Source organism: Clostridium sp. 19966, assembly GCF_032335695.1.
Classification (GTDB): domain Bacteria; phylum Bacillota; class Clostridia; order Clostridiales; family Clostridiaceae; genus JACTOJ01.
Map to the genome: position 1 here is coordinate 81,096 of NZ_JACTOJ010000019.1, position 25,294 is coordinate 106,389.

The following is a 25,294-nucleotide window of genomic DNA, read 5'->3' on the forward strand; positions in this document are numbered from 1 at the left end:
TAGAGCCTCTTTGCTTTTTATGTACTTTATAAGCAATAATTATTTATACACTCCTCTATACTCCTCTGGAAGGAGCAGTGCAATGGAATGCATAAGCTCATATAAAGCTCTTTTTTCGTATTCGTGCCTATCTTCATCCTTATTTTTTTCAACCAGCTTAATAGGTTTACCTATATTTACCCTTACCTCTGCCGATTGAAATTTTTCTCTGGCCATATTTCCTTCTTTATCTATAGGAAGCAGTTTTTCACTTCCGCTTACTCCTATAGGAACTATTGATACCTTAGTAATTTTTGCAATTAATATAATTCCCTTTTTAGCTTCTATCATTTCACCAGATCTGCTTCTAGTCCCTTCAGGAAATATAAAAATATTCTTTTTTTCTTTTTTTATAGTATCTATAATTTTAGTAAGTGCTTCCTTATCCGCAGTGTTAGGCTTTATATTAATAGTTTTAACTACATTTATGCCTATGTTTGTAACTGGATCATTACTTAGTTTTATACCTGCCACAAAGCTTACATCCTGATTTTTTAATACCTTTGATAAAATAAGTCCGTCAGAATTGCTAAGATGGTTTCCTACAAATATGACAGGAGCTTCCACATTGCTTAGGTTCTCCATTCCATTAATTTTGATACTTGCATATTTAGATAAATAATAATCCGCTATACTTTTGCACACAAACTTGCTTGCCCCTTTAGGCAATTTGCTGATGATCTTTGCTGCTATAGGAGGTAACATAACTCCTTCCACCTTTCATATAAAAAAATATCCTATGCTGCTCAATATTTTTCCTAGCAGAATTTTATATAAGATTTCGTTGTATTTACATTACCATACCTATTAATTATAATTCCTGCTGCTTTAAAAGTCTATTGTAATAATCCTTGATATAAGGTGATTTTATTTCTTTCAAATCAGTTATTTTATGCCCACTATTGGTTACATAGATTAATGCATTTCTTTGAAGTATATTCTTCCCTCTCCATCCACAGGAGGTAAGCTTATACTTTTCTTTGAATATAGCATTATCAATATTCATCAATTCTTCTATATCAACATTTACCATATGCTCTAGTGGTTTAAATTCTTTAATTGGAGAGGTACTAACATCTTTATTATATGGACATGCAAATTGGCAGGTATCACATCCAAAAAGTCTTTGCCCCATAAGATTAAAAAACTTATCCTCTAAATCCTTTTTTTGAGTTATATAGGATAGACATATATTAGGATTTTTTTTATGCATATTTATAGCTTTAGTGGGACACTTCTTTAAGCAATTCTCACAGCTTCCGCATTCTTCATATTTAATCATTTTATCGTAAGCTCTATTATTCTCTTCCTGAATATCAAGGGGCAAATCCATTATGATTTCTCCCAAGAAAACAAAGGATCCATATTTTTTAGTTATAAGCATATTATTTTTTCCTATAAACCCTAGGTTGCATAAATAAGCAATATACCTTTCAGGAAGAGGATTGCTGTCTACGAAAGCTTTGCATACACCTCCATTTTCCATTATAAATTCGCATATCTTACTTAGATACTGATTAACCACGCAGTGATAATCTTGTCCCATAGTATATATAGAGAATCCCTTTCCCAGCTTATAATCCGTATCACTATAATATGGAAAAGCTATTGAAATTATAGTTTTTCCTTCCGAAAAATGAAGAAAGGGATTTATTCTTTTTTCTATATCCCTCTCTTCAAATTCATTGATTAAATTATTATCTATCCTATATTGATACATAGGTGTAAGTTCTTCAAAGACTCTGCATTTAGTAAAACCTATTGTATCTAAACCTAAGGATTTACAGTAATCAATTATTTTTTCTTTCATATTTATAAGCTCCTAAAGACTCACTTTAAACCACTCTTTATATTGTCATTTCATTATATATAGTCCTTTTTTTACCTTGGTAATCACTTATTTCTATTATGGTTTTGGGCTTTTTTGCAATTATTCTGGCTGGTACCCCCACTGCTGTAGATTGAGCTGGCACATCTGTAAGCACTACTGAATTAGCTCCTATTTTAACATTATCTCCTATTAAAACAGGGCCTAATATTTTAGCTCCTGCTCCTATAAATACATTGTTTCCAACGGTAGGATGCCTTTTTCCCTTTTCTTTTCCTGTACCGCCTAAGGTAACTCCATGATATATAGTTACATTGTTTCCTATTTCGGCAGTTTCACCTATCACTACCCCCATGCCATGATCTATAAAAAGTCCTCTGCCTATTTTAGCACCAGGATGAATTTCTATACCTGTTAAAAATCTTGCTATCTGGGAAATTAACCTCGCTATAAAAAATAGTTTTATTTTGTAGAAGGCATGAGATATTCTATAAAAATTCAGCGCATACATTGACGGATACAATAGCAATACTTCTAAGGAAGTTCTTGCCGCTGGATCATTCTTTTTTACATTTTCTATATCATATCTTAAATTTCTAAACACTTTATTACCCCTCTTCCTAAATTTACAGGTTTTAAGTATCCGCATACCCTAGTAAGGTATACATTTATCAAAAAATAAACTTCGTCTCTCCTAGAGACGAAGCTTCGCTTCGCTATTCCACCCTATACATAGAATAATAAAACTTCAAGTACATAACTATATTTATATACTCTATCACTGTAACGGGTGATTCCGTTAATTCCTACTAAATGCAATCATTAAATACTGCTTTAACAATCATCATCTTTCAGAAAACTACTCCAAAGGGCACTTCACATTACAACACTGCAGAAACTCTCAGCTAGTTGTTTCCTCTCTGTTCAGATACATAATGCTACTTTCCTTCTTCAATGTATTTCCGAGTTAATTACTATGATTTATAATTTTATTATATTCTATTTATTATTTTTGTCAACTACCACTTTCATTAAATTAGTTGTACTATTTGCAAAATCTATGACTTCCTATTACTTTTATTACTGGTCTTGACCAAATCCATTTATTAGTGGTTTTAGCTGGATTATAATAGAATACCGCTCCTCCTGAAGGGTCCCATCCATTTAGTGCATCTCTTGCTGCATTTATTGAGCTCTGTTCTATCTTTACATTAATTTGACCGTCCACAATGGCGGTAAAGGCTCCTGGCTGATAGATGACGCCTGCAACAGTATTGGGAAATCTAGGATCTCTCACTCTGTTCATTATTACTGCTCCTACAGCCACTTGCCCTTGATAAGGCTCTCCTCTGGCCTCTCCATTTATAAGCCTTGAAAGCAGAGTTAAATTTTGATTGCTGGCCGTACTTGTTCCTGTAGTTTTCTGAGCCACATTTATTCCTAAAGCTTTTAATGTAGCATCACCAGCAACTCCATCTGCGGTTAACCCATTCTTTTGTTGAAATTTTTTCACAGCAGTATAGGTTCCATAACCATACTTTCCATCTACACTTCCTGTGTAGTATCCCCATCTTTTTAATCTGGTTTGTATTTCCGTCACAGTACTTCCCGTAGCTCCCCATCTATAGGTTACTGCCATTACTTCACCTATGTACGGCGTTATTAAAAAATCATAAAGCGCATATGTGAACACCATTACTGCTAAATACACTGCTATCTGCTTTTTTAATTTCATATTTTTCTCACCCCTTCCTGCATTTATTTTGCTTATAGATTTTAAAAAAATACAGGAAATTAATTCATCTTCTTCCAGGGTAAAATAAAAAAGCAAACGGCATAATTTCGTCGTTTGCTTTTTTATTTAGAGTATATTATCTATACTACCTTTTTAAATTTCTTTTTCTTACTATTTATAACATATTCATCAATGATATCATGAATAATTACTATTCCGCTTAGTATTTCTTCCTCATCTATTACTGGCAGAGAAAGCAAATCATACTTCATAGAGAGGTCAATTACATCATCAATGGCATCTTCTATTTTTACTTTTACAGGCTCTTTATCCATTATATCTTTAAGCATTGAATTTCCATCAGAAATTATAATATCTCTAAGGGAAACAACTCCTTGAAGCTTGCCAGTCTCATCCGTTATATAAATATAATACATAACTTCGTCATCAGGTTTCAGTTCTCTCAAAAGCTCTATAGTTTCTGTTACAGTTATATTAAAGTTAAAGGAAATATAATCCCTATTCATTATGCTTCCTACAGTCTCTTCTTCATATCCCATAAGCTCTCTTACTTCGTCAGCATCGTCTTTCTCCATGCTGGCCAGAAACTTCTCGGCGGTTTCTTCATCCACTTCATCTAAGATATCCGCAATTTCATCATTAGGCATAGCTTCAAGCACTACACTAGCCTTTTCTTCACTTAGATTAGCTAAAAGATCTGCCTGTATTTCTGGTTCTATCTCTTCCAGTGTATCCGCTGCTAGATTTTCGTCCAAGCTTTGGAAGATTTTCGTTCTGTTTTCAGAATCCATATCCTCTAATATGTCCGCAAGGTCTGCAGGCTTAAGCTTAGAAAGCTTTTTATATGGTACAGAAATTTTTAAATTATCATTCACCATTTCCAAAGACTCAACATTATCCCACATTATCATAGAATCTGCGGGATTTCTCTTAAAAGCCTTAAAAAAGCTTTTTACAGGTCCTTCTACCCCAAGTCTTCTTCCAAGAGCTATAGCCCCGCTGTCCACAGCTACTACTGCTATCTCTGCCATTTTCAAGTCATTTACTCTTACTACTTTCTTTCCATTTACATCTACTATTTGCTTATCCAGTAAGTTTTTTGAAAGCAGATAGGAAAAGGTTCTTGGTATTATATCTTTTACACCTCTAACCTTTATAAGTATTTTCCCATTGTCATCGTCCAAAAAAACTATATTTCTGAACTCATAGTTTAAAATTTCTCCGTCCTTCTTCACTTTATAGCCTATAGCTCTTGGATATCCCTCTTCCGTTGTTACATAAATATCCCAAAGTTTGCCTATGCTTTCATCAAATTCATCGTAGACTTTTTTGTGAAGAATGGAACTTAGAAATACACTGTTTACTCTATTCATAAATATTCCTCCTTCTTGTATCAAGAGGAATATTTGAAATCTTAATTCATGAAGACACAAAAACTAAGCACGTAAAATATATCTTTTAAATTTTCCGCACCTAAATATCCCTCTTGATATTCAATTTGTTTAAAGTTACAACTGTGACTTTGAGGGCCAGCCTCCATAAAAAAATACACCACCTTTTATTTTCAGAAAACTAAACTCATAATTTGTTTAGCTTACATCTTATTACACTTTTATTATATTCCTTTTATAACAAAATGCAACCATATTTTCTAATTTTCAATGATATTTAATTAAATTTAAGACTTATTCCTTAATAGAGCCCATTTACTATTTTTTAATGTGTATATCTCCTCCTTATTCTCGCTGTTATGAATTGTTGCTATATATTTTGTAATAATCTATAATGATTATATTGATTGCCTATGTTTTAAATCAATGCTGATTTAAAACTACATTCAGTTGGCAAAATACCACTTGGAAGGAAATGTCGAATGAACATAGCGAAAAACTTTTTGCCAATAAGCAAAAAAGATTTAAAAGAAAGAAATATAGAAGAATTAGATTTTGTTTTAGTTAGCGGTGATGCTTATGTGGATCATCCTTCCTTCGCTGCAGCAGTTATAGGAAGAGTATTAGAATCAGAAGGCTTCACCGTAGGAATAATACCTCAGCCAAACTGGAGAACCACTGAAGATTTCATGAGACTTGGCAAACCTAAGCTAGCTTTTCTTGTAAGTCCCGGAAACATAGATTCTATGGTTAATCATTTTACTGCAGCCAAAAAAAGGCGACATGATGATTTGTATTCACCTGGAGGAAAAGGCGGATACAGACCTGATAGAGCCTTAATAGTATATTGCAATAAAATAAGAGAAGCTTATAAGGATATACCTATAGTAGTCGGTGGAATAGAGGGAAGCCTTAGACGCTTTGCTCATTATGATTATTGGGACGACAAGATACGAAGAAGTGTCATAATGGATTCCAGAGCTGATTTGCTTTTGTATGGGATGGGTGAAAAAACTATTGTACAGGTGGCAAACATGCTTAGATACGGTAAAAATATTTCAAAGGTTACAGATATAAGAGGTTCTGTATACATAACGAAGGATATAACTGATTTAAAGGATTTTATAGAGCTTCCTCCCTACGAAGAAGTATGTGAAAGTAAAAAAGCTTATGCTGAAAGCTATAAAATTGAACACCAAGAGCAGGATCCTATACGAGGAAAAACTCTTATACAACAGCATGGTACGGAGTATGTAGTTCAAAATCCTCCTCAGCTTCCACTTTCTGTAGAAGAAATGGATGTGTACTATAAAATTCCATATGTAAGACAGTGCCACCCTATCTACGAAAAGGATGGCGGAATTCCTGCTATTAAGGAAGTTAAGTTTTCCGTTACCAGCCATAGAGGCTGCTACGGCTCCTGCTCCTTTTGCGCCATCACTTTCCATCAAGGAAGAATAATACAAAACAGAAGCGCAGATTCAGTAGTGGATGAAGCAACACTGCTTACAAAATTTGAGGATTTTAAAGGTTATATTCACGATGTAGGAGGCCCTACTGCTAATTTCAGACATAGAGCCTGCAAGGTGCAAGAACAGCATGGAGCCTGTAAGCATAGAGAATGTTTATATCCAGGACCTTGTAAAAATCTGATTATAGATCATTCAGAATACTTGGAGCTTTTAAGAAGGGTAAGAAAAATAGATGGAGTTAAGAAAGTATTTGTACGTTCTGGAATACGGTATGATTACTTAATCTACGATAAAAATGATACTTTCTTTAAGGAGCTTTGCAAATATCATATAAGCGGCCAGCTTAAAGTGGCACCTGAGCATGTAAGCAATGCTGTGCTTAAACAAATGGGAAAACCATCAAAAGAAGTATATAACAAATTTGTTCAGAAATATTCTGATATAAATTCAAAATTGAAAATGAAGCAGTACCTAGTTCCATATCTTATGTCAAGCCACCCTGGTTCTGACTTAAAGGCAGCCATAGAGCTTGCCTTGTATATAAAGGATATGGGATATATGCCAGAACAAGTGCAGGATTTTTACCCTACTCCAGGAAGTCTTTCTACCACAATGTATTATACTGGCATAAATCCTCTTACAGGAGAAAAAGTTTATGTACCAAAGACTCAGGAAGAAAAAGAAATGCAAAGAGCACTTTTGCAGTTTTCTAATCCTAAGAATTACGACTTAGTGAAAAAAGCCTTAATAAAAGCTGGAAGAGCAGACCTAATAGGCAAGGGTAGAAATTGCCTGATTTCTGATATGCCTCCAAGAAAATCTTCAAATAAGGTAAGAGGTAAGAGGTAAATTCCAATTAAGAAGTAAGAGGTAAAAAGTAATAGTCATTCATTTTTACTTCTTACTTAAACTCTTTACTCTATTCCAAGCACCTTAATGCCGCCTTTTATGCATTCTATAGTCAACGGAAAATCCGGTCCTCTTTCTCCGTCTATGTCTGTAACTATATTTTCATAGCATTCAATATGTAATTTAGAGGTTTTAAAATATATTAGAGCATTACTTCCCTCTAAATGATCTCCCTTAATCATTTTTATGAAAAGTGCTACTATATCTTTTATCATAGAAGCTTTTATTATTATAACATCGAGCATGCCATCATCTATCTCAGATTTATATGCAAGCTTCAGGTTTCCAGCGGTCTGCCCATTGAAAACCAACATGAGATACATATCTCCCTCAAAATTGAATTCCTTAGAATTCACCTTTATTTTAAGGCTTCTAAAGCTTGGAAGCTGCTCTATGCCTTTTATATAATAGGCCAATTTCCCTATAGTATTTTTTAAATTTACATCAGTTTTTTGGGACACATCGGTAAACAGTCCAGTACTAGCCACATTTATAAAATGCTTATCATTTATTTTGCCTATATCCAAAGACCTAGGACTGCTATTTAAAATTTTTTCGCAGGCATCCTCAACATCCTGGGGCATCTGAATAAATTTAGCAAAATCATTTGCTGTACCAACAGGCAGTATTCCTATAGGCAAATCTATATTTAATTCTTTCATGGAATTTACTACGCTATCTACAGTTCCGTCTCCCCCGGCTATTAGCACATAATCATATTCATAATCCATATCCCAAAAAGCATCTTTTATGTCACAATCTATAGTTATTCTATGCAGAACAACTGTATATCCATATTTTTGATGAATCATTATAACTTTATCTATATCTGTAATTATAGCGTTTTCTCCTGAGTATGGGTTATAGATAAATTTTACTTTCTTCATTTTAACTCTCCCGATAGTAATTTTTTTGTAGTATATATTTTAAAACATATCATTTCCAAATGAAGGTCTTTTTAATAAAGTATCCACCAACATTTTATGCAAGATATGTAAATTATATCACTAAAAAGAGTCTGTCCACAAGACTTAATTTAAAATGTGGAATTTATATGCATCCATATAAATTCCACATCATTTATACTAAATATCTACTGAATCGTTGGACTGCAAGGCTCCGATATATTCTTTAATGCTGTTTCTGCATTATTTTTTAGAGCTGGTTCTAGAGCAATATCACCAAGAGCTACCATTCCAACAAGAGTATTGTTTTCTACTACAGGCAATCGTCTTATCTGTCTCTCGCTCATTATCCTAACTGCATCATTTACATCAGCATCAGGATTAACCGTAGCTGGATTTGAGGACATTACACTTCTAACAGAAACATTTTTTGTATCACTGCCTTTTGCTACGGAACGAAGTGCAATATCTCTGTCTGTGATTATACCAACCACTCTTCCCTGTTCGCATACTGGTATGGATCCAACATTATGCTGTTCCATGAGACTGGCAGCCTTTTGCAGGTCATCATTAGTTTCTATACTAGCTATATCCTTTGTCATAACATCTCTTATCTTCAAAACTATCACCTCCATATTTTATTATGCTCAGGTGATATATTTTTTATTATTAAAATTTTTTGCTTTTTTTAGTCACCATGGAAAACAGCATTGCAAATAAGATAATTATAATAAATGGCAATATAAATTGCAGTGAAATTGGGTTGTCCAAATGCTTTCCCGCAGAGGAATAGGATATCATTTCAGGAATAACTCCTATTACTGTTCCAAGTATGAAATCTTTATATTTAATTTTTGACAATCCCGCTGCATAACTTAGTGCATCAAAGGGAAATATTATACTGAGCCTCATAAAGAACATTATTTTAAAGCCGTGTTTTTCTATGTTATCTTCAAGTTGCAGAGCTTTTCCTTTTGTAAATTTTTCAACAAAACCTTTTCCTAAAAATCTGGAAATATAAAAAGCCACGGTGCTTGATAAAAAGCATCCAACTAGACTGATAACTGTTCCGAGAAATACGCCATATATTCCGCCGGTAGCAATAGCTATAGCTGAAGTAGGTAATATAAAGCCTACAGGTTTTACCATATATATTATCAATATAGCTAATACTGTAAATTTTCCGAAATGCATAAGATATCTTCTTATATGATGAAGATTAAAGCCTAAAGGCTTATGTTTATGAACGATAAGCATGTATGCTAAAAAAATTACGAAAAGTACTAGAAGCAATATCTTAATGATATTAGAAGCATTTACTTTAAAAATATCTTTTTTCATACGACCTCACCAAATACATTTTATATTTATATATTCTTATCCCTTATGCTATAATAACATTTTCATTTATATTAATCCACAAAAAGTTAATTATGCTATTAATTTTTTTCAAAATTTGTTGTATAATATAAATTATAACTTGACAGCTTGATATATACTATTTTTAGGTTATAATATACTATGGTAGGGACTTATAATTTATTTTGGGGTGATTATGCTATGATAAAAAAATCTATACCTAATATCTTTACTTTAGGTAATCTTGCCTGCGGACTGTTATCTATACTAGCGTCTTCAGGAAAATGTTTTTATTGGGCTGGAATACTTATTCTTTTAGCTGGCGTTATGGATAGATATGATGGAAGAGTTGCTAGATTTCTACAGGTTTCCAGTGAGATAGGAAAAGAATTAGATTCATTAGCAGACCTTGTTTCATTTGGAGTAGCACCCGCTATTCTGATTTATTCTATGTATTTCGAACCGCTTGGACCATTAGGATATATTCTAGTGCTTATGTTTCCTATTGCTGGAGCATACAGGTTGGCTAGATACAATTGTACTAGCTTTGATGGTGTATTTATGGGGATACCAATCACTATAGCCGGAACCTTTATGGCTTTTTTCGCATTAATAACTATAAAAAACCCTTCAAACTTTGCTTTGCCAGTTATACTTATGGTTGCCTTATCTTATTTGATGGTTAGTAAATTAAGAATAAAAAAAGTATAAGACTTGTATATAAAAACATTTAGCTTTATGCCCTAGGGCATAAAGCTTTTTACTTTGTATCTCTGCTGTAAATCAGCTATCTTTTTATTCTATGTAGCCAAAGCCTTTATCAGCATTTTTTAAAACATAGCCTATTCTACTAATCCTGCAGCTTTAATTCATTATCGATTTCATTCTTAATATATTGAAATTGCATCTGACTTTTCATAACTTGTGACTTTAAGTCGCAATAATCTATATAACCGCTACTAGATTCTTTCAATATAACTAATAAATTATCTATAATCTCACCTAGCTCATGTGATCGTTTTATGGCGGCTTTAATATCTTTTTTGCTGGCAAGAGCAATGCCATTAAGCTCATTAGCTCCTCCAATAAGCAATCTATATGAATTCACAAGTTTCGTTAAAAGATCTGCTAAATTACTAATATCGGTATAATAATTTTCAATAACCTTTCTGTGTCCCAAAAAATCACCATATCACATAGTATTATCAAAAAATTATATTATTAAATCAAGGTTTCTATTCCAATTTTTTATTTAGAGGAATCTACTTTAAATATTGATTTTTTCAACTTTATTCCAGTAGATGTGGCTGCTATACCTCCCAGTCCTGTTTCCCTAAGAGTCTCAGGCATAGCTCTTCCTACCTTATACATAGCACTTACCGTTTCGTCAAAGGGCACTAAACTATGTATTCCGCTAAGCACCATTTCCGCAGAAGATAGTGCATTTACTACACCGGATGCATTTCTATTAGCACAGGGACATTCCACTAGACCGGCTATAGGATCACAAATCAGTCCCATTATGTTTTGAAGTGCTATAGCTGCTGCTGATAAAGACTGCTCTGGAGTGCCACCCATCATTTCTACAACAGCACCTGCTGCCATAGCAGCTGCTGAGCCGCATTCAGCCTGACATCCTCCCTCTGCACCAGCTAGAGTAGCATTTTGAGCAATAATAGCTCCTAAGGCTGAAGCTGTAAAAAGAGAATTTATCATATCCTCTTCTGTCTTATGAAATTTCTCTGCGGTAGTAATTATTGCAGCAGGTATTATGCCGCAAGAACCAGCAGTAGGCGCTGCTACTATTTTTCCCATAGATGCATTAACCTCAGAACAGGAAAGAGCTCTTGCCATAGCTATTAACAAAGTACTTCCAACTATGGAACTGCCTGTTTCTATATATCTATTAAGCTTTAAAGCTTCCCCTCCTATCATGCCGCTTACGGATTTAGTTTCATTGTAAAGTCCATAGCTTGCTGATTCCTGCATGACTTTTAAATTTTCTCTCATTCGGCTTATTATGTTTTCTCTGCTATAGCCATTCTCCTGCTCTGCTTTAATAGCATATTCATAAATTAAAATATTCTCTGTCTTACATATCTCTAATAATTCTTCTCCTGTTGATGCGAACACTAAACTCTCTCCTTCATATTTCGTCAAACTATGTTTAACTCATAGCTGCTATTTTTTATTATTTTTATCTGTCTTAAACTAATAGCTCCTTAAAGAATTTATAACTCTTACGCTAGAAATGTGCGGTATATTCTGCATCTCATCATATATGTCACTGCTTATATTGTTATCTAGCTCGAAGACCATAGTGGCTCTTTGACCTTTATCTGTTCTAAAAACCTTCATAAAAGCAATATTCACATTTGCATTATAAAGCAATGTAGTTACCTTCGATACAACTCCAGGTACATCCTTATGCCTTACAATTAATGTGGGATATTCACCTGTAAATTGGACTTGATCCCCATCTATGGAGTTGACTACTATGTTGCCTCCTCCAATGGATGAGCCTTCTACTTCTGTTATTTTACCATCTTTTCTAGTAATAACAAATTTTACAGTGTTAGGATGGCAAGCTTCTTCATTCTCTTCCTGAAAATAAATTTCTATATTTTTTTCCTTAGCTATACTTATAGAATCCCTAAGTCTTTCATCCCAAGGATCCATTCCTAAAATTCCTGCCACTAAAGCTTTATCTGTTCCATGACCCTTGTAAGTCTTTGCGAAGGATCCATAAAGAAGGAATTTAGCTTTAACGATATCGCCTCCCGCTATTATTCCTGCTATCTTTCCCAATCTTGCAGCCCCTGCAGTATGTGAGCTGGAAGGTCCTATCATTATCGGCCCAAGTATGTCAAAAACGCTGTAATTTTTCAATTCATTCATCCTTCCCCATCTCTAGTATTTATAAAAACAGCTGCCTCCTATAAACTCTCTTAATAAGGAATTTTCCGGTACCAATTCTGTATCTACATCCTTAAAGAAGCTAAGAAAGCTTATCAGTTTTGTTGCCTCATAATATACGGGACTATCATTTTTTATCTTTTTAAGTTCCTCTATGGCAAATCGCTTCAAAACACATAATTCATATACAAGAGTGGAATTGAACATAGCATCCGCTTGTTCCTGAAATACAAATATATTTTTTTCCTCTCCTCTTCTTATGGAAGGCCACATGTTAAGAGTTTGTTCTCCTCCATAGCCTCGCGATAAAAAATCCCTTACTATTCTTCTAATAATTCTTACATCCGTTGTAGAAATTCTGTTATGATCATCTAAATTAAGCTGGGTGAGAGCGCTTATATATATTTTAAATTTATTCTCCCTTGGAACCGTTGAGGTTAGCATATCATTTAGTCCATGTATTCCTTCCACCACTATGATGCCATTATCAGGAAGCTTAAGCCTATGCCCAGTCCATTCCCTTTCCCCTGTTTTGAAATTAAAGCTTGGAATTTCAACCTCCTTGCCTTTCATCAAATCATTTAAATCTTTATTGAAAAGCTCTAAATCTAAAGCATATATGGATTCAAAATCATATTCTCCATTTTCATCTTTGGGAGTGAATTCTCTTCCTACAAAATAGTCATCTAAAGATATGGGAACCGGCATCAAGCCATTTACTCTAAGCTGTATTCCAAGCCTCTTTGAAAAGGTAGTCTTTCCAGAGGAGGATGGTCCTGCAATCAACACTAATTTTGTCTCTTTTCTATCAGATATCATATCTGCTATATTAGCTATTTTCTTCTCATGAAGAGCCTCTGCTACTCTTATTATATTTATTATGTCCTTATTCTCCACTTTATCATTCAAAGAGCCCACATCTGCTACTCCCAATATATTTCCCCATGTCTCAGTTTCATAAAATATTCTGGAAAGCTTCTTTTGTTCAACAAATTCAGCTATTTCTAAAGGAGATTTTTCCGAAGGAAGTCTCAGCAAAAATCCTGGCTCATAATATACTAAATCAAATAAATTTATTATTCCCGTGGATGGTGCCATAGGTCCATAGAAATAGTCATATCTTCCATCCAGCTCATAAAGCTTAAGCCTATCTATATCCATGTGCTTAAGGAGCCTTACTTTATCCTCCATATTGTAATCTGTAAAAACCTCTATGGCCTTTTCTCTGGAAACATAGATTTTATTGATAGTAATATTCTGATTGACAATCTGCTGCATTCTTTCTTTTATTTTTAATATATCTTCAGAATCCAAGGCTTCCTGCTTATGAATTTCTCCGAAAATACCATTTCCAAGGCTATGTTCCATAGTAACCTTAGCCTTCGGAAATAAATCATAAACCGCCTTTATAAGTATATACTGCAGAGTTCTCTCATAGGTTTTTAAACCTCTTCTATCATTTATATATACAGGTTCAATGACTCCTCCACTCTCTAAAGCCCCATTGATTTCTGTGTATTTATCATCTATTTTCAACATTATACAAGACAATTTCCCGTTAAACCCGCAAAGTTTAACTACTTCCTTCAAGGGTGTTCCCTTAGGGACAACCAATGTATTGCCATTTTTAATTATTAAATTAATATTCTCCATAGTGCACCTGCCTTTCCAATTAAAAATTCTACAAATTTTATTTTTGAGTTCTTATTTAAATCAATCTAAACACTATCTTAAAACATAGACTTATTATACTTTAATTATACAAAATTTTCTATAACTTATACTATTCATAATTTTTGATTTTTGAGAAAAAATATACTTAATAAGTTTATGTATTTAAATTTTAAATTAATGAAACAATATTTTACGGATATATTTTAAATAAGTAATAATTTTTTTCATTTTCTTATTTTACATATCCTATATTATTTTATGTAAGTGGTGATAATATGTTTATTATTTTAATTCGTACTATTTTATTATTTGCAATGGTTATGTTTTCTCTAAGAATAATGGGTAAGCGGCAGATAGGGCAGCTGCAGCCCTATGAATTAGTTGTGGCTATAATGGTTTCAGAACTAGCCTCACTGCCAATGCAGGATACCAGAATACCTCTTATCCACGGGATAATTCCTATCGTAACATTGCTTGTAATTGAAGTAATGATTTCCTTTTTGGAAATTAAAAGTCAAAAATTTCGAATATTAATAGATGGTAAACCAAGCATAATCATATGCAAAGGTAAGCTAGTAAAAGAGGAGATGAAAAATCAGCTGTTCACTGTTAATGATTTGTTGGAGGAAATGCGAATTAAAGGTTATTTCAGCATTCAGGATATTGAATATGGAATATTGGAAACTAATGGTGAATTATCTATAGTGCCCAAAAGTCCTGCAGAACCTCCTGTGAAACGAGATTTAAACATTAAGCCTTCTCAGAAGACCTTTCCTGCTGTGTTAATTCTGGAGGGTAAGATTAATTATGAAAATCTCACATTGATAAATCGAGATGTTAAATGGCTTAAAAGCCAATTAGCAAAGGAAAAAATAAAAGAAGTATCGGAAGTGTTCGTAGCTATATTGGATAGTGATAACAATATTTTTATTCAGAAATATAACGAAAGAAAGTACAATGTAGGGGAGATAGATATATGAAAAATGTATTTATATCATTATGCATTTTTGTAGTGATAATTATAGCCATGAGTTTTTCTATAAGATATTTAAATACCACTTGCTCTAAATTAGAAACCAACGCGGATAAGCTTGAAAATCTTCTTAACGATGAAAAATGGGATGAAGCCTATACTCTCTCAAATGACCTATACGATCAATGGGAAAAGCAGTATACTATCATGCCCATTTTTATTAATCACTCTGAGATTGATAACCTGAATAATGAAATAATGAAATTAACACAATATGTGAAGTGTAAAAACAAGGAAGAATCCCTGGCTTCAGACCATGCTATAAAGTTTTACCTGGATAGTTTAAAAAGTCTGCAAAAAATAACCATTCAAAATATATTTTAAAGCGTAGTCTCTTTAATAAAGTTTCTTTATTTTTTCTACATCCTCATTGCTGCATTCTGAATTGCTGTACCTAGCTTTTTCATACATTTTTGTTAAGGTATTTAGTGTATTTTCTTCATCAGCTAATTTATTTTTTATTTCTAGAGGAGTATCGCTATTAAGTATGATACTTTCTCTTTTTCTCTTTTTAAGCACAAGCTTATAATATATTTTTCTTATTTTCTTGTCGTTGCTTAGATTCAACATATCCCTTATTTTTTCGCTTACTGCATCTAAATTTTTTACCATTCGTGAAGTTATATTTTCTGTTTTTAAGGTGCTTTCTCTTTCTTCATTTTTCCGTTTAAGATTAAGTTCCATATAATTTTGCCTTATATTTATTATAAGCATCCAAAGCAAGTATATTATAAAACATGCTACTGCCGCTATTATAATTATTTTTACAATTACCCATAGATAATCTAAAATCGGAGATTTTTTAGAAGATTGATTTGCTAATTTGCCCCAATCAATATTTTCAGTCCCCTTGGTCTGTGAAATATCCTGAGATTTAGGATTTTCTTGATATCTTTCATTAACATTGAACATGCTAAGCACTGATTTTTGAAGCATATCCGCCAGAGAGAAAAATCCGCTTAAATACATAACTACAGCCATAAAACATACTACTGCAGCTACTATTGATGACATAGCTAACTTCATTTTAAATATTCTATTTGAAAATGCTTTAGCATAATTAGTTTCCCATTTCATTAGATTATCTGTCCTTGTGATATGAATATAAATTAACTCTAATAAAATATTTAAGCAGCCTAAAAAGGTTATTATATTGCTTATGCCGTAGATTCCTGCTCCATAAGAAGCAAAAAGCAGCAGAGTAAAAAATACAACATCAAAATATATTCTAGTGAAGCCAAAAAAGTTTACTTTCGGATCATATTTATTTCTGAAATCATTGATAAATTGAAATATCAATAATATACCATAAATAGCTTTGTCATAAATGTTAGGAGCTATACAGACTGCAATGACTATTAACGCTGCATTGAACAGTGTGAAATAGGTTATTTTATTTATTTTCCTCTTTGCCCCAAGGGATATAAGCATCAAGATAAAAGCTGTAAAAATTTGCCCAATATACTTTATTCCAGCTATAGAAAGCATTATTGATGCTATAACAACAAAATTCAGCCAGGTTTCCATAATCTCAATATAGAAGCTTTTACTGGAGCTTACATTCATCCAGCTGGAGTTTACTGCAACAATATTCACATTATATGTTTTTTCCTTCTTCATAGCATCTTCACTTCCCATGCATATAAATCTTCAACATTTTCAAGTTTTATATTTTTTATATCAAAATCCGGAACAATCCATTTTATCTGAAAGCCTTTATATTTTAATAGATTTATCTTTTCTGCAATTTTATCATTATAGTAATGAGATATAAATATTATATTGCTTTCTAATCTTGAAAATTTCACCGCATCGTCAATAAAATCCTCTGTATTCAAGCTCATATTTTTTATGTCCAGTCTAGCTAAAGCTTCATATATGTAAAAAATCTTATTTATACTTTTCCCAACACTTATCTCTACTTTTTCTTGAGATACCCTGTCACAGCCATTAGTCAGCACCTCTACTTCAATGCCTTCCTTTATATACTTTGTACTTAGCGTAGCAGCTATCCTAATTGATTCTTCTATGTTTTCATCCAAATCCCACTGGTTGAATTTCTCCATATTTATCATTATTGTTATTTTACCTGAATTAGTTGAAAAGTAATTATTTACTTTTAGTTCCCCTGTCCTGGCCGTAGCTTTCCAATTAACCTGTTTCATACTGTCAAAAGGTGAATACTCTCTTATACCTTTAAATTCAAAAGGGTCTTCTATAATCTGCCTTTTGGATATTATATCGCCATTTAGTTTTTTTAAGCTGATATTAAATTCATCTTCAGATATAATCCCAGGATAAACATATATGCAGGATTCTACCGAAAATTTTTTTATTTCCTTATATTCGGCAAAAATATCTCCACTGCTAAGTTCAAAATCATGTAGAGTATAATATCCTCGTTTGTTAGCTTTCACCCTGTACTTTTTCCTAAATATTTCATATGACATAATAAAAGCTAAATCTTTTCTATGATTTTCTCCAGCCACAAATCCCTCATCACTTTCAAAAAGAAAGCTTTCGTTTGCTAGATAACTTATTCCAAGCCACCACAGCGGCATAAGTTTATCGTTTGACACTGTTATTACTATGTCTGTTTCATCCTTTTCAAATACACCCTTGGATTCAAATTCCGCCTTTGCTGCCACCTTCTCAAAACATTTTTTTAAATATATATTTTGCTGAAAAAGGTATATTAAAATAAGCAATAAAAAAAATAATAATATTCTCATAGGTATCACCTGACTTAATTGGACTTAGTCCAATTTTCAACAGGCGCTTCTACGGAATTCACTATATCCATTAATATTTTACTAGAATTAGTTCCTCTTAAGCTTAAGCTGTCTCTTATGATTATTCTATGAGCCAAAACAAAGGGGCACATATGCTTCACATCATCAGGAATTACATATTCCCTTCCATTCATGGCAGCATAAATCTGGCAGGCTTTAAGCAGGGCTAAGCTTCCTCTTGGACTTACTCCTAAAAGAATATTGTCACTATTAGTAGTAGCCTGCACTATTTTAATCATATATTCCATAATATCATCACTCACATGAACGCTTTGATAACTGTTAGCTGCTTCAATAATCTCTTCCTTGCTGCAAACAGCTACTATGCTTTCCATAGGATTTTTGTCCATAAACCTTTTAAGTATTTGCTTTCCTTCTTCTAGGCTTGGATACCCCATCTTCAGCTTTACAAAAAATCTATCCAATTGAGCTTCTGGCAAAGGAAAAGTTCCCTGAGTTTCTACTGGATTTTGAGTAGCTATTACTAAAAAAGGCTTGTCTAGCATATAGGTCTCTCCTTCAACGCTAACCTGCTTTTCTTCCATACTTTCAAGCAAAGCAGATTGAGTCCTTGGAGTGGCCCTATTTATTTCATCTGCTAATAAAATATTTGTAAAAATAGGTCCCTGTCTAAAAGTAAATTCTCCTAGTTTTTGATTATAATAATTAATTCCTGTGATATCTGACGGCAGCAAATCAGGTGTGAATTGTATTCTTTTAAAATTTCCATCAATGGATTTTGCTAAAGATTTCGCAACTACTGTTTTTCCCGTACCTGGCACATCCTCTAGAAGTATATGTCCTCCTGCAATTATGCTGACCATCATAACATCTAAAACTTCGTTTTTACCTATTATAACTTTTGATATATTCTCCTTAATTTTTTTACATAGCTCACTTATTTCTTGGAATTTCATGTTAGCACTTCCCATCTTAATATTCTAATAAACTTCAGCCATTTTATCCTTATTATACCACGTAAAGGTTTAAATATTTTTTCTTTTTATTAATAAAAGCAGGAAATCTAATATTTTGTAATTTTGCCTAATAAAATAAATATAGAGCTTTTTAACAATTTAAAATTAATGGGCTTAATATTTTACACATTTAATTAATTTTTCTTGTAATAATCGTAGGTATTTCAAAAAAATATATATTTGTTTACAACATTCTACATTGTTTCTTCTAAAAATGTACAATATAATAAAAGAAAAGTTATACATTATAATTTGGAGGTACGTTATGACAGAGGATTTAACTAAAAAATATGATATAGTTTGGAATAACTATACAGAAAAGGATCATGAGGCTTTAGAAGATCTATCAAAGAGATATATCAGCTTCATGTCAGATAATAAAACTGAAAGAGAATGTATATCCACTTTTGTGGAAACGGCTGAAACTAATGGATTTAAAAATTTAAATAAAATAATAAAATCCGGTGATAGTTTGAAACCTGGAGATAAAATATATGCAGTTGACAAAAATAAAATTCTTGCACTTTTTGTTATTGGCCAGGAGCCACTTGAAAATGGTCTTAAAATACTTGGAGCTCATGTGGACTCCCCAAGAATTGACTTAAAACAAAATCCACTTTACGAAGATGGAGTAAGTAACTTTGCTATGTTTGATACTCACTATTATGGAGGAATCAAAAAATATCAGTGGGTGAACATTCCTATGGCTATTCATGGTGTAGTAGCTAAGAAAGATGGTTCTTTAGTAAATATAGTTATTGGGGAAGATGATAACGATCCTGTAATCGGCATTTCAGATCTATTAGTTCACCTTGCTAAAGATCAGCTGCAGAAGACTCTTGCTAAGGGTATAGAAGGCGAAGATCTCAATGTTCTAATCGGCAGCATTCCTTTAAAAGACAGCGAAGGAGAAAATAAAGTAAAATTAAATATATTAAAAATTCTTAATGAAAAGTATGGTATAACAGAGGAAGACTTCACTTCAGCAGAACTAGAGGTGGTACCTGCGGGAAAAGCTAGAGAATATGGTATAGACAGAAGTATGATAATGGCTTATGGTCACGATGACAGAGTGTGTGCTTTTACATCCTTTGAAGCTATTTTAAACATAGTCATACCAGATAAAACTTGCGTGGCTTTATTTGTTGACAAAGAAGAAATAGGCAGTGTTGGTGCTTCCAGTATGCAGTCGAAGTTTTTTGAAAATGCAGTAGCTGAATTGATAAATTGTTCTGGAAGATTTTGCGCTATATCTCTTAGAAGAACTTTAGCTAATTCAAAGATGTTATCTTCCGATGTAAGTGTTGCCTATGACCCAAATTTTCCTAGTGTAACAGAAAAAAATAATACTTCCTTTTTCGGAAAAGGCATTGTCTTTAACAAATATACAGGTTCCAGTGGCAAGTATGCTTCAAATGATGCAAACCCTGAATTTATAGCAGAAATAAGAAGTATAATGGAAAAGCATTCTGTGGCCTGGCAGACAGGTGAGCTTGGAAAAGTTGATCAGGGCGGCGGAGGCACTATAGCTTATATATTAGCAGCCTATGGCATGGAGGTGCTAGACTGCGGAGTTCCAGTATTAAACATGCACGCTCCTTGGGAAATATGCAGCAAAGCTGATATTTATGAAACTGAAAAAGGCTATGAAGCTTTCCTAAAAGAAGCTTAATAAACGATAATAGGATGTATCTCTTAAAATACATCCTATTATTTTAATGAATCAAAGCCTTTATCAATATCTTTTAAAGCATAGCCTATTACTTTTCTATATAGTTTATTACGTGCTTAATAACCATATTTATGCTTCCATCACCATTTCTTACGATTTCAAATTTAGAATTATCATGATAGGTTTCTTCATTTATATATAAATCTATGTCCTTATCAATTTTAAGCCTTACCCTCTTTAGTTTCTTTTCAACCCAGTTTTTATCAACTACCACATCGTTGTCTATGCCTTGGCTGCCTACAAAATTCTTAAAGGATTCCTTGTCAGCTTCATCTGAAAATAGGCTTTCTGAAAGCTCATTTAACTGGATTGTATCCTCTTCCTTAAGCTTCTTCTTAAGGGTGCTTCTTATTCCTTCTGCTTTTACTGCGTCATCTGCTGCGTTGGCTCTTGTCCAATTCTCCGCAGCCTGCACCAAAGTTTTTGTCATATCTCTCTCATTATTTATAAAATAGCAGCCTAAAAAGCTATTAATAAAATAATTAGAGCCATAATCTTCATCCTTGTTTTTGCTTTGTTTATCTATAACCATAAGATGAAAGTTCATACCTTCTTTTATTTGCTTAATAAACGCACATTTTTGAATTCTCTGTGCACTTACAGGCAGTCCTGTATCTTGAGGTATTATGCTTATATTCATCTTATCTTCCACAAAATCAATTTTGTGAATATAATTTTTTACATAATCCATTTTTATAATACCAAGCATAGGTCCATACTCTGTAGTAAAGGCCACCGTCATAAGGTCACAAGAAGGTATATTGCTGTTGCTTTTCATTAAGTAAAATAAATTCTTTGATAGTTCTTTGGATATGGTAATTAAATCATTCTGCCCATTTAAATACTCTTGAGTAAGCTCTTTTACTATTCCTCTTCCATCATTGAAAAATGCGTATTTAAGCTCCTCATCTTTCAGAGTTCGTTCAACATGTTTAAGCACAAATTTGTATACATCTTCATTTAAATCAAGATGGTATTCGTTTAAAACAGGTTCATCTGAGTTAACGTCCAGAATATGTACAACCGCTTCCATTATGCTTATTTCGCTTACATATTCCATAAAAACACCTCACAGTTTATAAGTTTTTCTTCACCGCCTTTGGATTAACTCTAAAACATAAATCAATCATTTTTTCATCTGGGGTGAAATTAATAGTAACCTTTTTAGTTCCTCCTGTTACTATAGCAGAATATACTCTGTTTTCGCAACCTTTAGGATACAAGTTCATTATTTTGCTAGGCTTATTTGAAAAATCCTTTATCACATCGCTGTCCGCTGGTGCTAAAAGTTCTATATCTTTTACATTAATTGTTATAAGTCTCTTTCTTTTCTTTAATTCATATATGGCATCGAAGTCGATTTCACTCGCTCCAAAATTATATTCGTACTCCGCATACAAATACTTCTTAAAATAAAATACAGCTGCTGTTAACGCCGCAAATATAACCGCTAAAATTATCCCTCCTACCCTACCAGTAGATAGAAAAACTGCTGCAAAAATCGCAAATACATACAACAATCCATTGGCAATACCGTAGGCCTTTGCTGGTGTAGTTTTTACCAATTGCTCATAGAAATTATCCATTTATATATTACCTACCTTTCAACGAAAATGCGTTTATATCACTTAATTATGATATAATACTACTAACTCTATTAATTATATCAAAGCAGACTTCCATTTTAAAGATAAATATAAATACATATATAAATTTGGTACATTTATCTCCTATAGCTTTTAAATATTGTAGCATATACCAAAAGGTCATATTTTAAATCATTGTAAAAAGCAACACTTATTTTAAATAGCTTATTAAAAATGGAATTTATGAAAGGATTGATAGTTTATGAATGAAATCGAAACCAGGATATTAGATATTGACGTAGACTTTATAAGAGAAAAAATGAAAGGGCTTGGGGCTTCCAATGTAAAAAAAGAGAATCAAGTTAACAATATTTATGATTTTCCCGACAGAAGATTGTTAAAAGAAAAAGGTTATGCCAGAATACGGATAATAGAGGATCTTTTAAATGATAAGGATGTTTACTATATGACCACAAAGAAGATGCTGAGCCAAGATAAATATAAAGTAATGGATGAAAATGAAGTTATTATAGATTCTGCTTCAACTGGAGAAAAAATATTTTTGTCCTTAGGACTTACCTTAGTTGAATCCATAAAAAAATATAGAGAGAGCTATAAATATAAAAATTCTCTTGTAGAAATAGATATAAATGATAAAGATTTCTGTCCTTTTCCTTATATAGAGATTGAAACAAACCAAGAGGAAGAACTTCTTGAATTAGTAGAGCTTCTTGGCTACACCCTGGAAGATACTACTTCTAAAACAATATATGAAATTTTGAAGGAAAGAGGTCTTTAGTTAATTTCAAATGACATTTTTTAGGGCTCATTATTGCTTCTCTATTCCATATTGAAGCACACCTGATTTCAGCCGAGCCCTTGATAATTATATAACTAGTTAATTGGTAATTTGCAAATTATAAGTAACAAGTAAGAGATAAAAATTAAGATATAAAAGATATGGTTAAAATTGTCTTAATATTCTTAATTGATTTTTTTTAATAAAACTCATTGACTCTTATTATAAACATGATATAATAGTTTTTGTCAGCAAGAGAGCACGACAAAATAAAACAAAATAATTAATGCCCAATAGCCAAATGGTAAGGCACCTGCCTCTGGAGCAGGCACTGTGTTGGTTCGAATCCAGCTTGGGCAGCCAAAAAAGACTTAATGACGATTAAGTCTTTTTTATTTTAAAGAAAAAGGCACATGCTTTTGGATAAAAATTTTACTAAGCATGTGCCAATATTTTTTGGCACTCTAAAAAGGGAGAGTGTAAAAAAATGAAAATTAAAATGAAAGCAGATTTAAAAAATAAAAAAATATGTGATGCTTTTGATGAATTTATCCTTAACTGTAGAGTAAGGAATTTGTCAAAGCATACACTAACTTATTATGAAGAAGGATATAAATCATTTATAAATTTTTATGATGAAAAAAATCTTATTTCATCAATTAATAAAAGCACAATAAATGATTATATTATTCATCTTTCATCTAACTCAAATATGAATACTACTAGCTTAAATACAAGGCTACGAAGTTTAAGAGGCTTTTTATATTATTGTATGAAACTAGAGTATATACCTAGTTTTACTATTGAGATATTAAAATGCGAGAAAAAAATTAAAGAAACATACACTGATGCAGAATTAAAATTACTATTAGAAAAACCCAATTTAAAAAAATGTTCCTTTACTACTTATAGAAATTGGGTTCTAATTAATTATTTAATTTCCACTGGCAATCGCTTATCTTCTATTATTAACATAAAAATAGAAGATTTAGATTTTGAAAATGCGACCATTGCTCTTAAAGTTACTAAAAATAGAAAGCAGCAAATTATTCCTATGTCGAAAACACTTACAAAAATACTCCTAGAATATCTTCAATATAGAAAAGGTGAACCTTCTGATTATCTATTTTGTTCCCAAACTGGTACTAAGTTCACTAAAACAGGATTTGAACATACAATTAGACAATATAATTTTAGCCGAGGTATAACTAAAACATCCGTGCATCTTTTTAGGCATACCTTTGCTAAAAAATGGATATTATCTGGTGGAGATATTTTTCGTCTTCAAAAATTGCTTGGTCATTCCTCTATAGATATTGTAAAAGAGTATGTCAATATGTTTTCAGATGACTTAAAAAAAGACTTCGACACCTTTAATCCTTTAGAACAGCTCTCTGATAAAAGAACTAAACTTACACTAAAAAAATAAATTAATACAAAGGGTATCTTCAAAACAAAGATACCCTTTATGGTTATATAAAAATTTTATTTTGTTAGTTAAAGAAGCAATTATAATAACCCGTCATGCATAGAAATTACCATTGTATCAATGGCATATGGATTATCTTCATCAATAAAATATGTTTTTACCTGAACATGGTAATTACCAAATGATAATGGTATAGATGTTAATGTCCAGTTCCAAGATTTTTCATTGTTATCAAAATGTGCATCAGATGCATATAAATATTTATGGTGCACAACTTGATTATTTGAATCCATTAAATCAATACTTATGGTATTACAAAACGAGGTAGCATTAACGTCATATATTCGAATATCATAAGTAAGTGCTCCTGAACCACAATAAAAAGTTTTTGATTCTTGATAACTAGAATCTCCATATCCATATGAATAAAGATGATAGGAATCCGTAGTTCTCCATACTAAAGATGCATGAGTCGGCACTGCAAAATTTAAGATAAATATAAATGCTAGTGCTATTGATAATAAAAGCGATTTTTTTCTAATAAGTTTCATATTTCCCCCCATATTACATTTTATACTTTATTATCATAATAGCATGTCCATTTTTGTAAATCAATACATATTTTTGTTATAATATCAAATGCATATAAATAATCATTAGTAATAATTTTTTTACTTACCTTGATTCATATATCCAA

General features: G+C 32.3%; 25 protein-coding genes and 1 tRNA gene. 8 read left to right on the top strand and 18 right to left on the bottom strand.

Annotated features, from left to right (window positions below; genetic code table 11):
* Positions 1-39: 39 nt before the first annotated feature.
* The 5 genes from IAI10_RS17820 to IAI10_RS17840 form a co-directional block, all read right to left on the bottom strand.
* Entirely contained in the window at positions 40-744 is a 705-nt protein-coding gene (locus IAI10_RS17820; RefSeq protein ID WP_315674660.1) for a lysophospholipid acyltransferase family protein, read from the bottom strand.
* 106 nt (positions 745-850) lie between these two features.
* Positions 851-1,855: a tRNA epoxyqueuosine(34) reductase QueG gene (gene queG, locus IAI10_RS17825; protein WP_315674685.1), complete on the bottom strand. Its 1,005-nt coding sequence runs from the start codon at positions 1,853-1,855 to the stop codon at positions 851-853.
* A gap of 31 nt (positions 1,856-1,886) precedes the next feature.
* Positions 1,887-2,471 carry a serine O-acetyltransferase EpsC gene (gene epsC, locus IAI10_RS17830; RefSeq protein ID WP_315674661.1) on the bottom strand — a complete coding sequence of 195 codons (585 nt, stop codon included), beginning with the start codon at positions 2,469-2,471 and terminating at the stop codon, positions 1,887-1,889.
* A 441-nt stretch (positions 2,472-2,912) separates the two neighbouring features.
* A complete protein-coding gene (sleB, locus tag IAI10_RS17835) occupies positions 2,913-3,602 on the bottom strand; it encodes a spore cortex-lytic enzyme (protein ID WP_315674662.1) in 690 nt (229 codons plus the stop codon).
* Positions 3,603-3,742: 140 nt separating this feature from the next.
* Positions 3,743-4,996 carry a magnesium transporter MgtE N-terminal domain-containing protein gene (locus tag IAI10_RS17840; protein ID WP_315674663.1) on the bottom strand — a complete coding sequence of 418 codons (1,254 nt, stop codon included), beginning with the start codon at positions 4,994-4,996 and terminating at the stop codon, positions 3,743-3,745.
* 500 nt (positions 4,997-5,496) lie between these two features.
* Here IAI10_RS17840 and IAI10_RS17845 point away from each other — a divergent pair, with 500 nt between their 5' ends.
* Complete coding sequence (locus IAI10_RS17845; protein ID WP_315674664.1) at positions 5,497-7,335, top strand: YgiQ family radical SAM protein; 1,839 nt, start codon at positions 5,497-5,499, stop codon at positions 7,333-7,335.
* A gap of 65 nt (positions 7,336-7,400) precedes the next feature.
* On the opposite strand, the gene IAI10_RS17850 is transcribed toward IAI10_RS17845, so the two are convergent.
* From IAI10_RS17850 to IAI10_RS17860, 3 genes are all read right to left on the bottom strand, one after another.
* Positions 7,401-8,282, bottom strand: a complete 882-nt coding sequence (locus IAI10_RS17850; protein ID WP_315674665.1) for a YegS/Rv2252/BmrU family lipid kinase — start codon at positions 8,280-8,282, stop codon at positions 7,401-7,403.
* Between the two features lie 206 nt (positions 8,283-8,488).
* The gene (locus IAI10_RS17855) at positions 8,489-8,920 is read right to left on the bottom strand and encodes a CBS domain-containing protein (RefSeq protein ID WP_315674666.1); all 432 of its coding nucleotides are present in this window, start codon (positions 8,918-8,920) and stop codon (positions 8,489-8,491) included.
* 49 nt (positions 8,921-8,969) lie between these two features.
* On the bottom strand, positions 8,970-9,641 hold the full coding sequence (locus tag IAI10_RS17860; RefSeq protein WP_315674667.1) for a TVP38/TMEM64 family protein: 672 nt from the start codon (positions 9,639-9,641) through the stop codon (positions 8,970-8,972).
* A 219-nt stretch (positions 9,642-9,860) separates the two neighbouring features.
* On the opposite strand from IAI10_RS17860, the gene pssA reads away from it, so the two are divergent.
* Positions 9,861-10,370 carry a CDP-diacylglycerol--serine O-phosphatidyltransferase gene (pssA, locus tag IAI10_RS17865; protein ID WP_315674668.1) on the top strand — a complete coding sequence of 170 codons (510 nt, stop codon included), beginning with the start codon at positions 9,861-9,863 and terminating at the stop codon, positions 10,368-10,370.
* A gap of 139 nt (positions 10,371-10,509) precedes the next feature.
* Here pssA and IAI10_RS17870 read toward each other — a convergent pair whose 3' ends face one another.
* The 4 genes from IAI10_RS17870 to IAI10_RS17885 all read right to left on the bottom strand — a co-directional run bounded on the left by IAI10_RS17870 (position 10,510) and on the right by IAI10_RS17885 (position 14,228).
* Positions 10,510-10,839, bottom strand: coding sequence for a hypothetical protein (locus IAI10_RS17870; RefSeq protein WP_315674669.1), 330 nt, complete (start codon positions 10,837-10,839; stop codon positions 10,510-10,512).
* 68 nt (positions 10,840-10,907) lie between these two features.
* Positions 10,908-11,792, bottom strand: a complete 885-nt coding sequence (gene sdaAA / locus IAI10_RS17875; protein WP_315674670.1) for an L-serine ammonia-lyase, iron-sulfur-dependent, subunit alpha — start codon at positions 11,790-11,792, stop codon at positions 10,908-10,910.
* A 78-nt stretch (positions 11,793-11,870) separates the two neighbouring features.
* Positions 11,871-12,548 carry an L-serine ammonia-lyase, iron-sulfur-dependent subunit beta gene (sdaAB, locus tag IAI10_RS17880; protein WP_315674671.1) on the bottom strand — a complete coding sequence of 226 codons (678 nt, stop codon included), beginning with the start codon at positions 12,546-12,548 and terminating at the stop codon, positions 11,871-11,873.
* 21 nt (positions 12,549-12,569) lie between these two features.
* On the bottom strand, positions 12,570-14,228 hold the full coding sequence (locus IAI10_RS17885; RefSeq protein WP_315674672.1) for a nucleoside kinase: 1,659 nt from the start codon (positions 14,226-14,228) through the stop codon (positions 12,570-12,572).
* A 296-nt stretch (positions 14,229-14,524) separates the two neighbouring features.
* Here IAI10_RS17885 and IAI10_RS17890 point away from each other — a divergent pair, with 296 nt between their 5' ends.
* Together IAI10_RS17890 and IAI10_RS17895 are read left to right on the top strand one after the other, a co-directional pair.
* Positions 14,525-15,229 carry a DUF421 domain-containing protein gene (locus tag IAI10_RS17890; RefSeq protein WP_315674673.1) on the top strand — a complete coding sequence of 235 codons (705 nt, stop codon included), beginning with the start codon at positions 14,525-14,527 and terminating at the stop codon, positions 15,227-15,229.
* A complete protein-coding gene (locus IAI10_RS17895; RefSeq protein ID WP_315674674.1) occupies positions 15,226-15,606 on the top strand; it encodes a DUF4363 family protein in 381 nt (126 codons plus the stop codon). The genes IAI10_RS17890 and IAI10_RS17895 overlap by 4 nt, the downstream gene beginning before the upstream one ends.
* Before the next feature lie 12 nt (positions 15,607-15,618).
* On the opposite strand, the gene IAI10_RS17900 is transcribed toward IAI10_RS17895, so the two are convergent.
* Genes IAI10_RS17900 through IAI10_RS17910 form a run of 3 tightly spaced genes read right to left on the bottom strand, consistent with a single transcriptional unit; the run spans position 15,619 to position 18,991 of the window.
* Positions 15,619-16,902 carry a hypothetical protein gene (locus IAI10_RS17900; protein ID WP_315674675.1) on the bottom strand — a complete coding sequence of 428 codons (1,284 nt, stop codon included), beginning with the start codon at positions 16,900-16,902 and terminating at the stop codon, positions 15,619-15,621.
* On the bottom strand, positions 16,899-18,014 hold the full coding sequence (locus IAI10_RS17905) for a DUF58 domain-containing protein (RefSeq protein ID WP_315674676.1): 1,116 nt from the start codon (positions 18,012-18,014) through the stop codon (positions 16,899-16,901). The genes IAI10_RS17900 and IAI10_RS17905 overlap by 4 nt, the downstream gene beginning before the upstream one ends.
* Before the next feature lie 14 nt (positions 18,015-18,028).
* The gene (locus tag IAI10_RS17910; RefSeq protein ID WP_315674677.1) at positions 18,029-18,991 is read right to left on the bottom strand and encodes a MoxR family ATPase; all 963 of its coding nucleotides are present in this window, start codon (positions 18,989-18,991) and stop codon (positions 18,029-18,031) included.
* Between the two features lie 325 nt (positions 18,992-19,316).
* On the opposite strand from IAI10_RS17910, the gene IAI10_RS17915 reads away from it, so the two are divergent.
* A complete protein-coding gene (locus IAI10_RS17915; RefSeq protein ID WP_315674678.1) occupies positions 19,317-20,723 on the top strand; it encodes an aminopeptidase in 1,407 nt (468 codons plus the stop codon).
* Between the two features lie 88 nt (positions 20,724-20,811).
* On the opposite strand, the gene IAI10_RS17920 is transcribed toward IAI10_RS17915, so the two are convergent.
* Both IAI10_RS17920 and IAI10_RS17925 read right to left on the bottom strand, forming a co-directional pair.
* Positions 20,812-21,843 carry a nucleoid-associated protein gene (locus IAI10_RS17920; RefSeq protein WP_315674679.1) on the bottom strand — a complete coding sequence of 344 codons (1,032 nt, stop codon included), beginning with the start codon at positions 21,841-21,843 and terminating at the stop codon, positions 20,812-20,814.
* Between the two features lie 16 nt (positions 21,844-21,859).
* Complete coding sequence (locus IAI10_RS17925; protein WP_315674680.1) at positions 21,860-22,369, bottom strand: hypothetical protein; 510 nt, start codon at positions 22,367-22,369, stop codon at positions 21,860-21,862.
* Positions 22,370-22,631: 262 nt separating this feature from the next.
* On the opposite strand from IAI10_RS17925, the gene IAI10_RS17930 reads away from it, so the two are divergent.
* The 3 genes from IAI10_RS17930 (at position 22,632) to IAI10_RS17940 (ending at position 24,597) form a co-directional block, all read left to right on the top strand.
* On the top strand, positions 22,632-23,168 hold the full coding sequence (locus tag IAI10_RS17930; RefSeq protein ID WP_315674681.1) for a CYTH domain-containing protein: 537 nt from the start codon (positions 22,632-22,634) through the stop codon (positions 23,166-23,168).
* A 287-nt stretch (positions 23,169-23,455) separates the two neighbouring features.
* Positions 23,456-23,531: transfer RNA gene (locus IAI10_RS17935), tRNA-Gln, on the top strand.
* 124 nt (positions 23,532-23,655) lie between these two features.
* Positions 23,656-24,597 (top strand): tyrosine-type recombinase/integrase, encoded by a 942-nt coding sequence (locus IAI10_RS17940; protein ID WP_315674682.1) that lies wholly within the window; start codon positions 23,656-23,658, stop codon positions 24,595-24,597.
* Between the two features lie 80 nt (positions 24,598-24,677).
* On the opposite strand, the gene IAI10_RS17945 is transcribed toward IAI10_RS17940, so the two are convergent.
* Positions 24,678-25,148, bottom strand: coding sequence for a hypothetical protein (locus IAI10_RS17945; protein WP_315674683.1), 471 nt, complete (start codon positions 25,146-25,148; stop codon positions 24,678-24,680).
* Between the last annotated feature and the right edge of the window lie 146 nt (positions 25,149-25,294).

Bases quoted from the DNA above. Each gene is read 5' to 3' on its own strand.
- IAI10_RS17820 (WP_315674660.1), bottom strand. From the start codon at position 744: ATGTTACCTCCTATAGCAGCAAAGATCATCAGCAAATTGCCTAAAGGG.
- sleB (WP_315674662.1), bottom strand. From the start codon at position 3,602: ATGAAATTAAAAAAGCAGATAGCAGTGTATTTAGCAGTAATGGTGTTC.
- IAI10_RS17840 (WP_315674663.1), bottom strand. From the start codon at position 4,996: ATGAATAGAGTAAACAGTGTATTTCTAAGTTCCATTCTTCACAAAAAA.
- IAI10_RS17845 (WP_315674664.1), top strand. From the start codon at position 5,497: ATGAACATAGCGAAAAACTTTTTGCCAATAAGCAAAAAAGATTTAAAA.
- IAI10_RS17850 (WP_315674665.1), bottom strand. From the start codon at position 8,282: ATGAAGAAAGTAAAATTTATCTATAACCCATACTCAGGAGAAAACGCT.
- IAI10_RS17860 (WP_315674667.1), bottom strand. From the start codon at position 9,641: ATGAAAAAAGATATTTTTAAAGTAAATGCTTCTAATATCATTAAGATA.
- pssA (WP_315674668.1), top strand. From the start codon at position 9,861: ATGATAAAAAAATCTATACCTAATATCTTTACTTTAGGTAATCTTGCC.
- IAI10_RS17885 (WP_315674672.1), bottom strand. From the start codon at position 14,228: ATGGAGAATATTAATTTAATAATTAAAAATGGCAATACATTGGTTGTC.
- IAI10_RS17890 (WP_315674673.1), top strand. From the start codon at position 14,525: ATGTTTATTATTTTAATTCGTACTATTTTATTATTTGCAATGGTTATG.
- IAI10_RS17895 (WP_315674674.1), top strand. From the start codon at position 15,226: ATGAAAAATGTATTTATATCATTATGCATTTTTGTAGTGATAATTATA.
- IAI10_RS17900 (WP_315674675.1), bottom strand. From the start codon at position 16,902: ATGAAGAAGGAAAAAACATATAATGTGAATATTGTTGCAGTAAACTCC.
- IAI10_RS17905 (WP_315674676.1), bottom strand. From the start codon at position 18,014: ATGAGAATATTATTATTTTTTTTATTGCTTATTTTAATATACCTTTTT.
- IAI10_RS17910 (WP_315674677.1), bottom strand. From the start codon at position 18,991: ATGAAATTCCAAGAAATAAGTGAGCTATGTAAAAAAATTAAGGAGAAT.
- IAI10_RS17915 (WP_315674678.1), top strand. From the start codon at position 19,317: ATGACAGAGGATTTAACTAAAAAATATGATATAGTTTGGAATAACTAT.
- IAI10_RS17920 (WP_315674679.1), bottom strand. From the start codon at position 21,843: ATGGAATATGTAAGCGAAATAAGCATAATGGAAGCGGTTGTACATATT.
- IAI10_RS17925 (WP_315674680.1), bottom strand. From the start codon at position 22,369: ATGGATAATTTCTATGAGCAATTGGTAAAAACTACACCAGCAAAGGCC.
- IAI10_RS17930 (WP_315674681.1), top strand. From the start codon at position 22,632: ATGAATGAAATCGAAACCAGGATATTAGATATTGACGTAGACTTTATA.
- IAI10_RS17940 (WP_315674682.1), top strand. From the start codon at position 23,656: ATGAAAATTAAAATGAAAGCAGATTTAAAAAATAAAAAAATATGTGAT.
- IAI10_RS17945 (WP_315674683.1), bottom strand. From the start codon at position 25,148: ATGAAACTTATTAGAAAAAAATCGCTTTTATTATCAATAGCACTAGCA.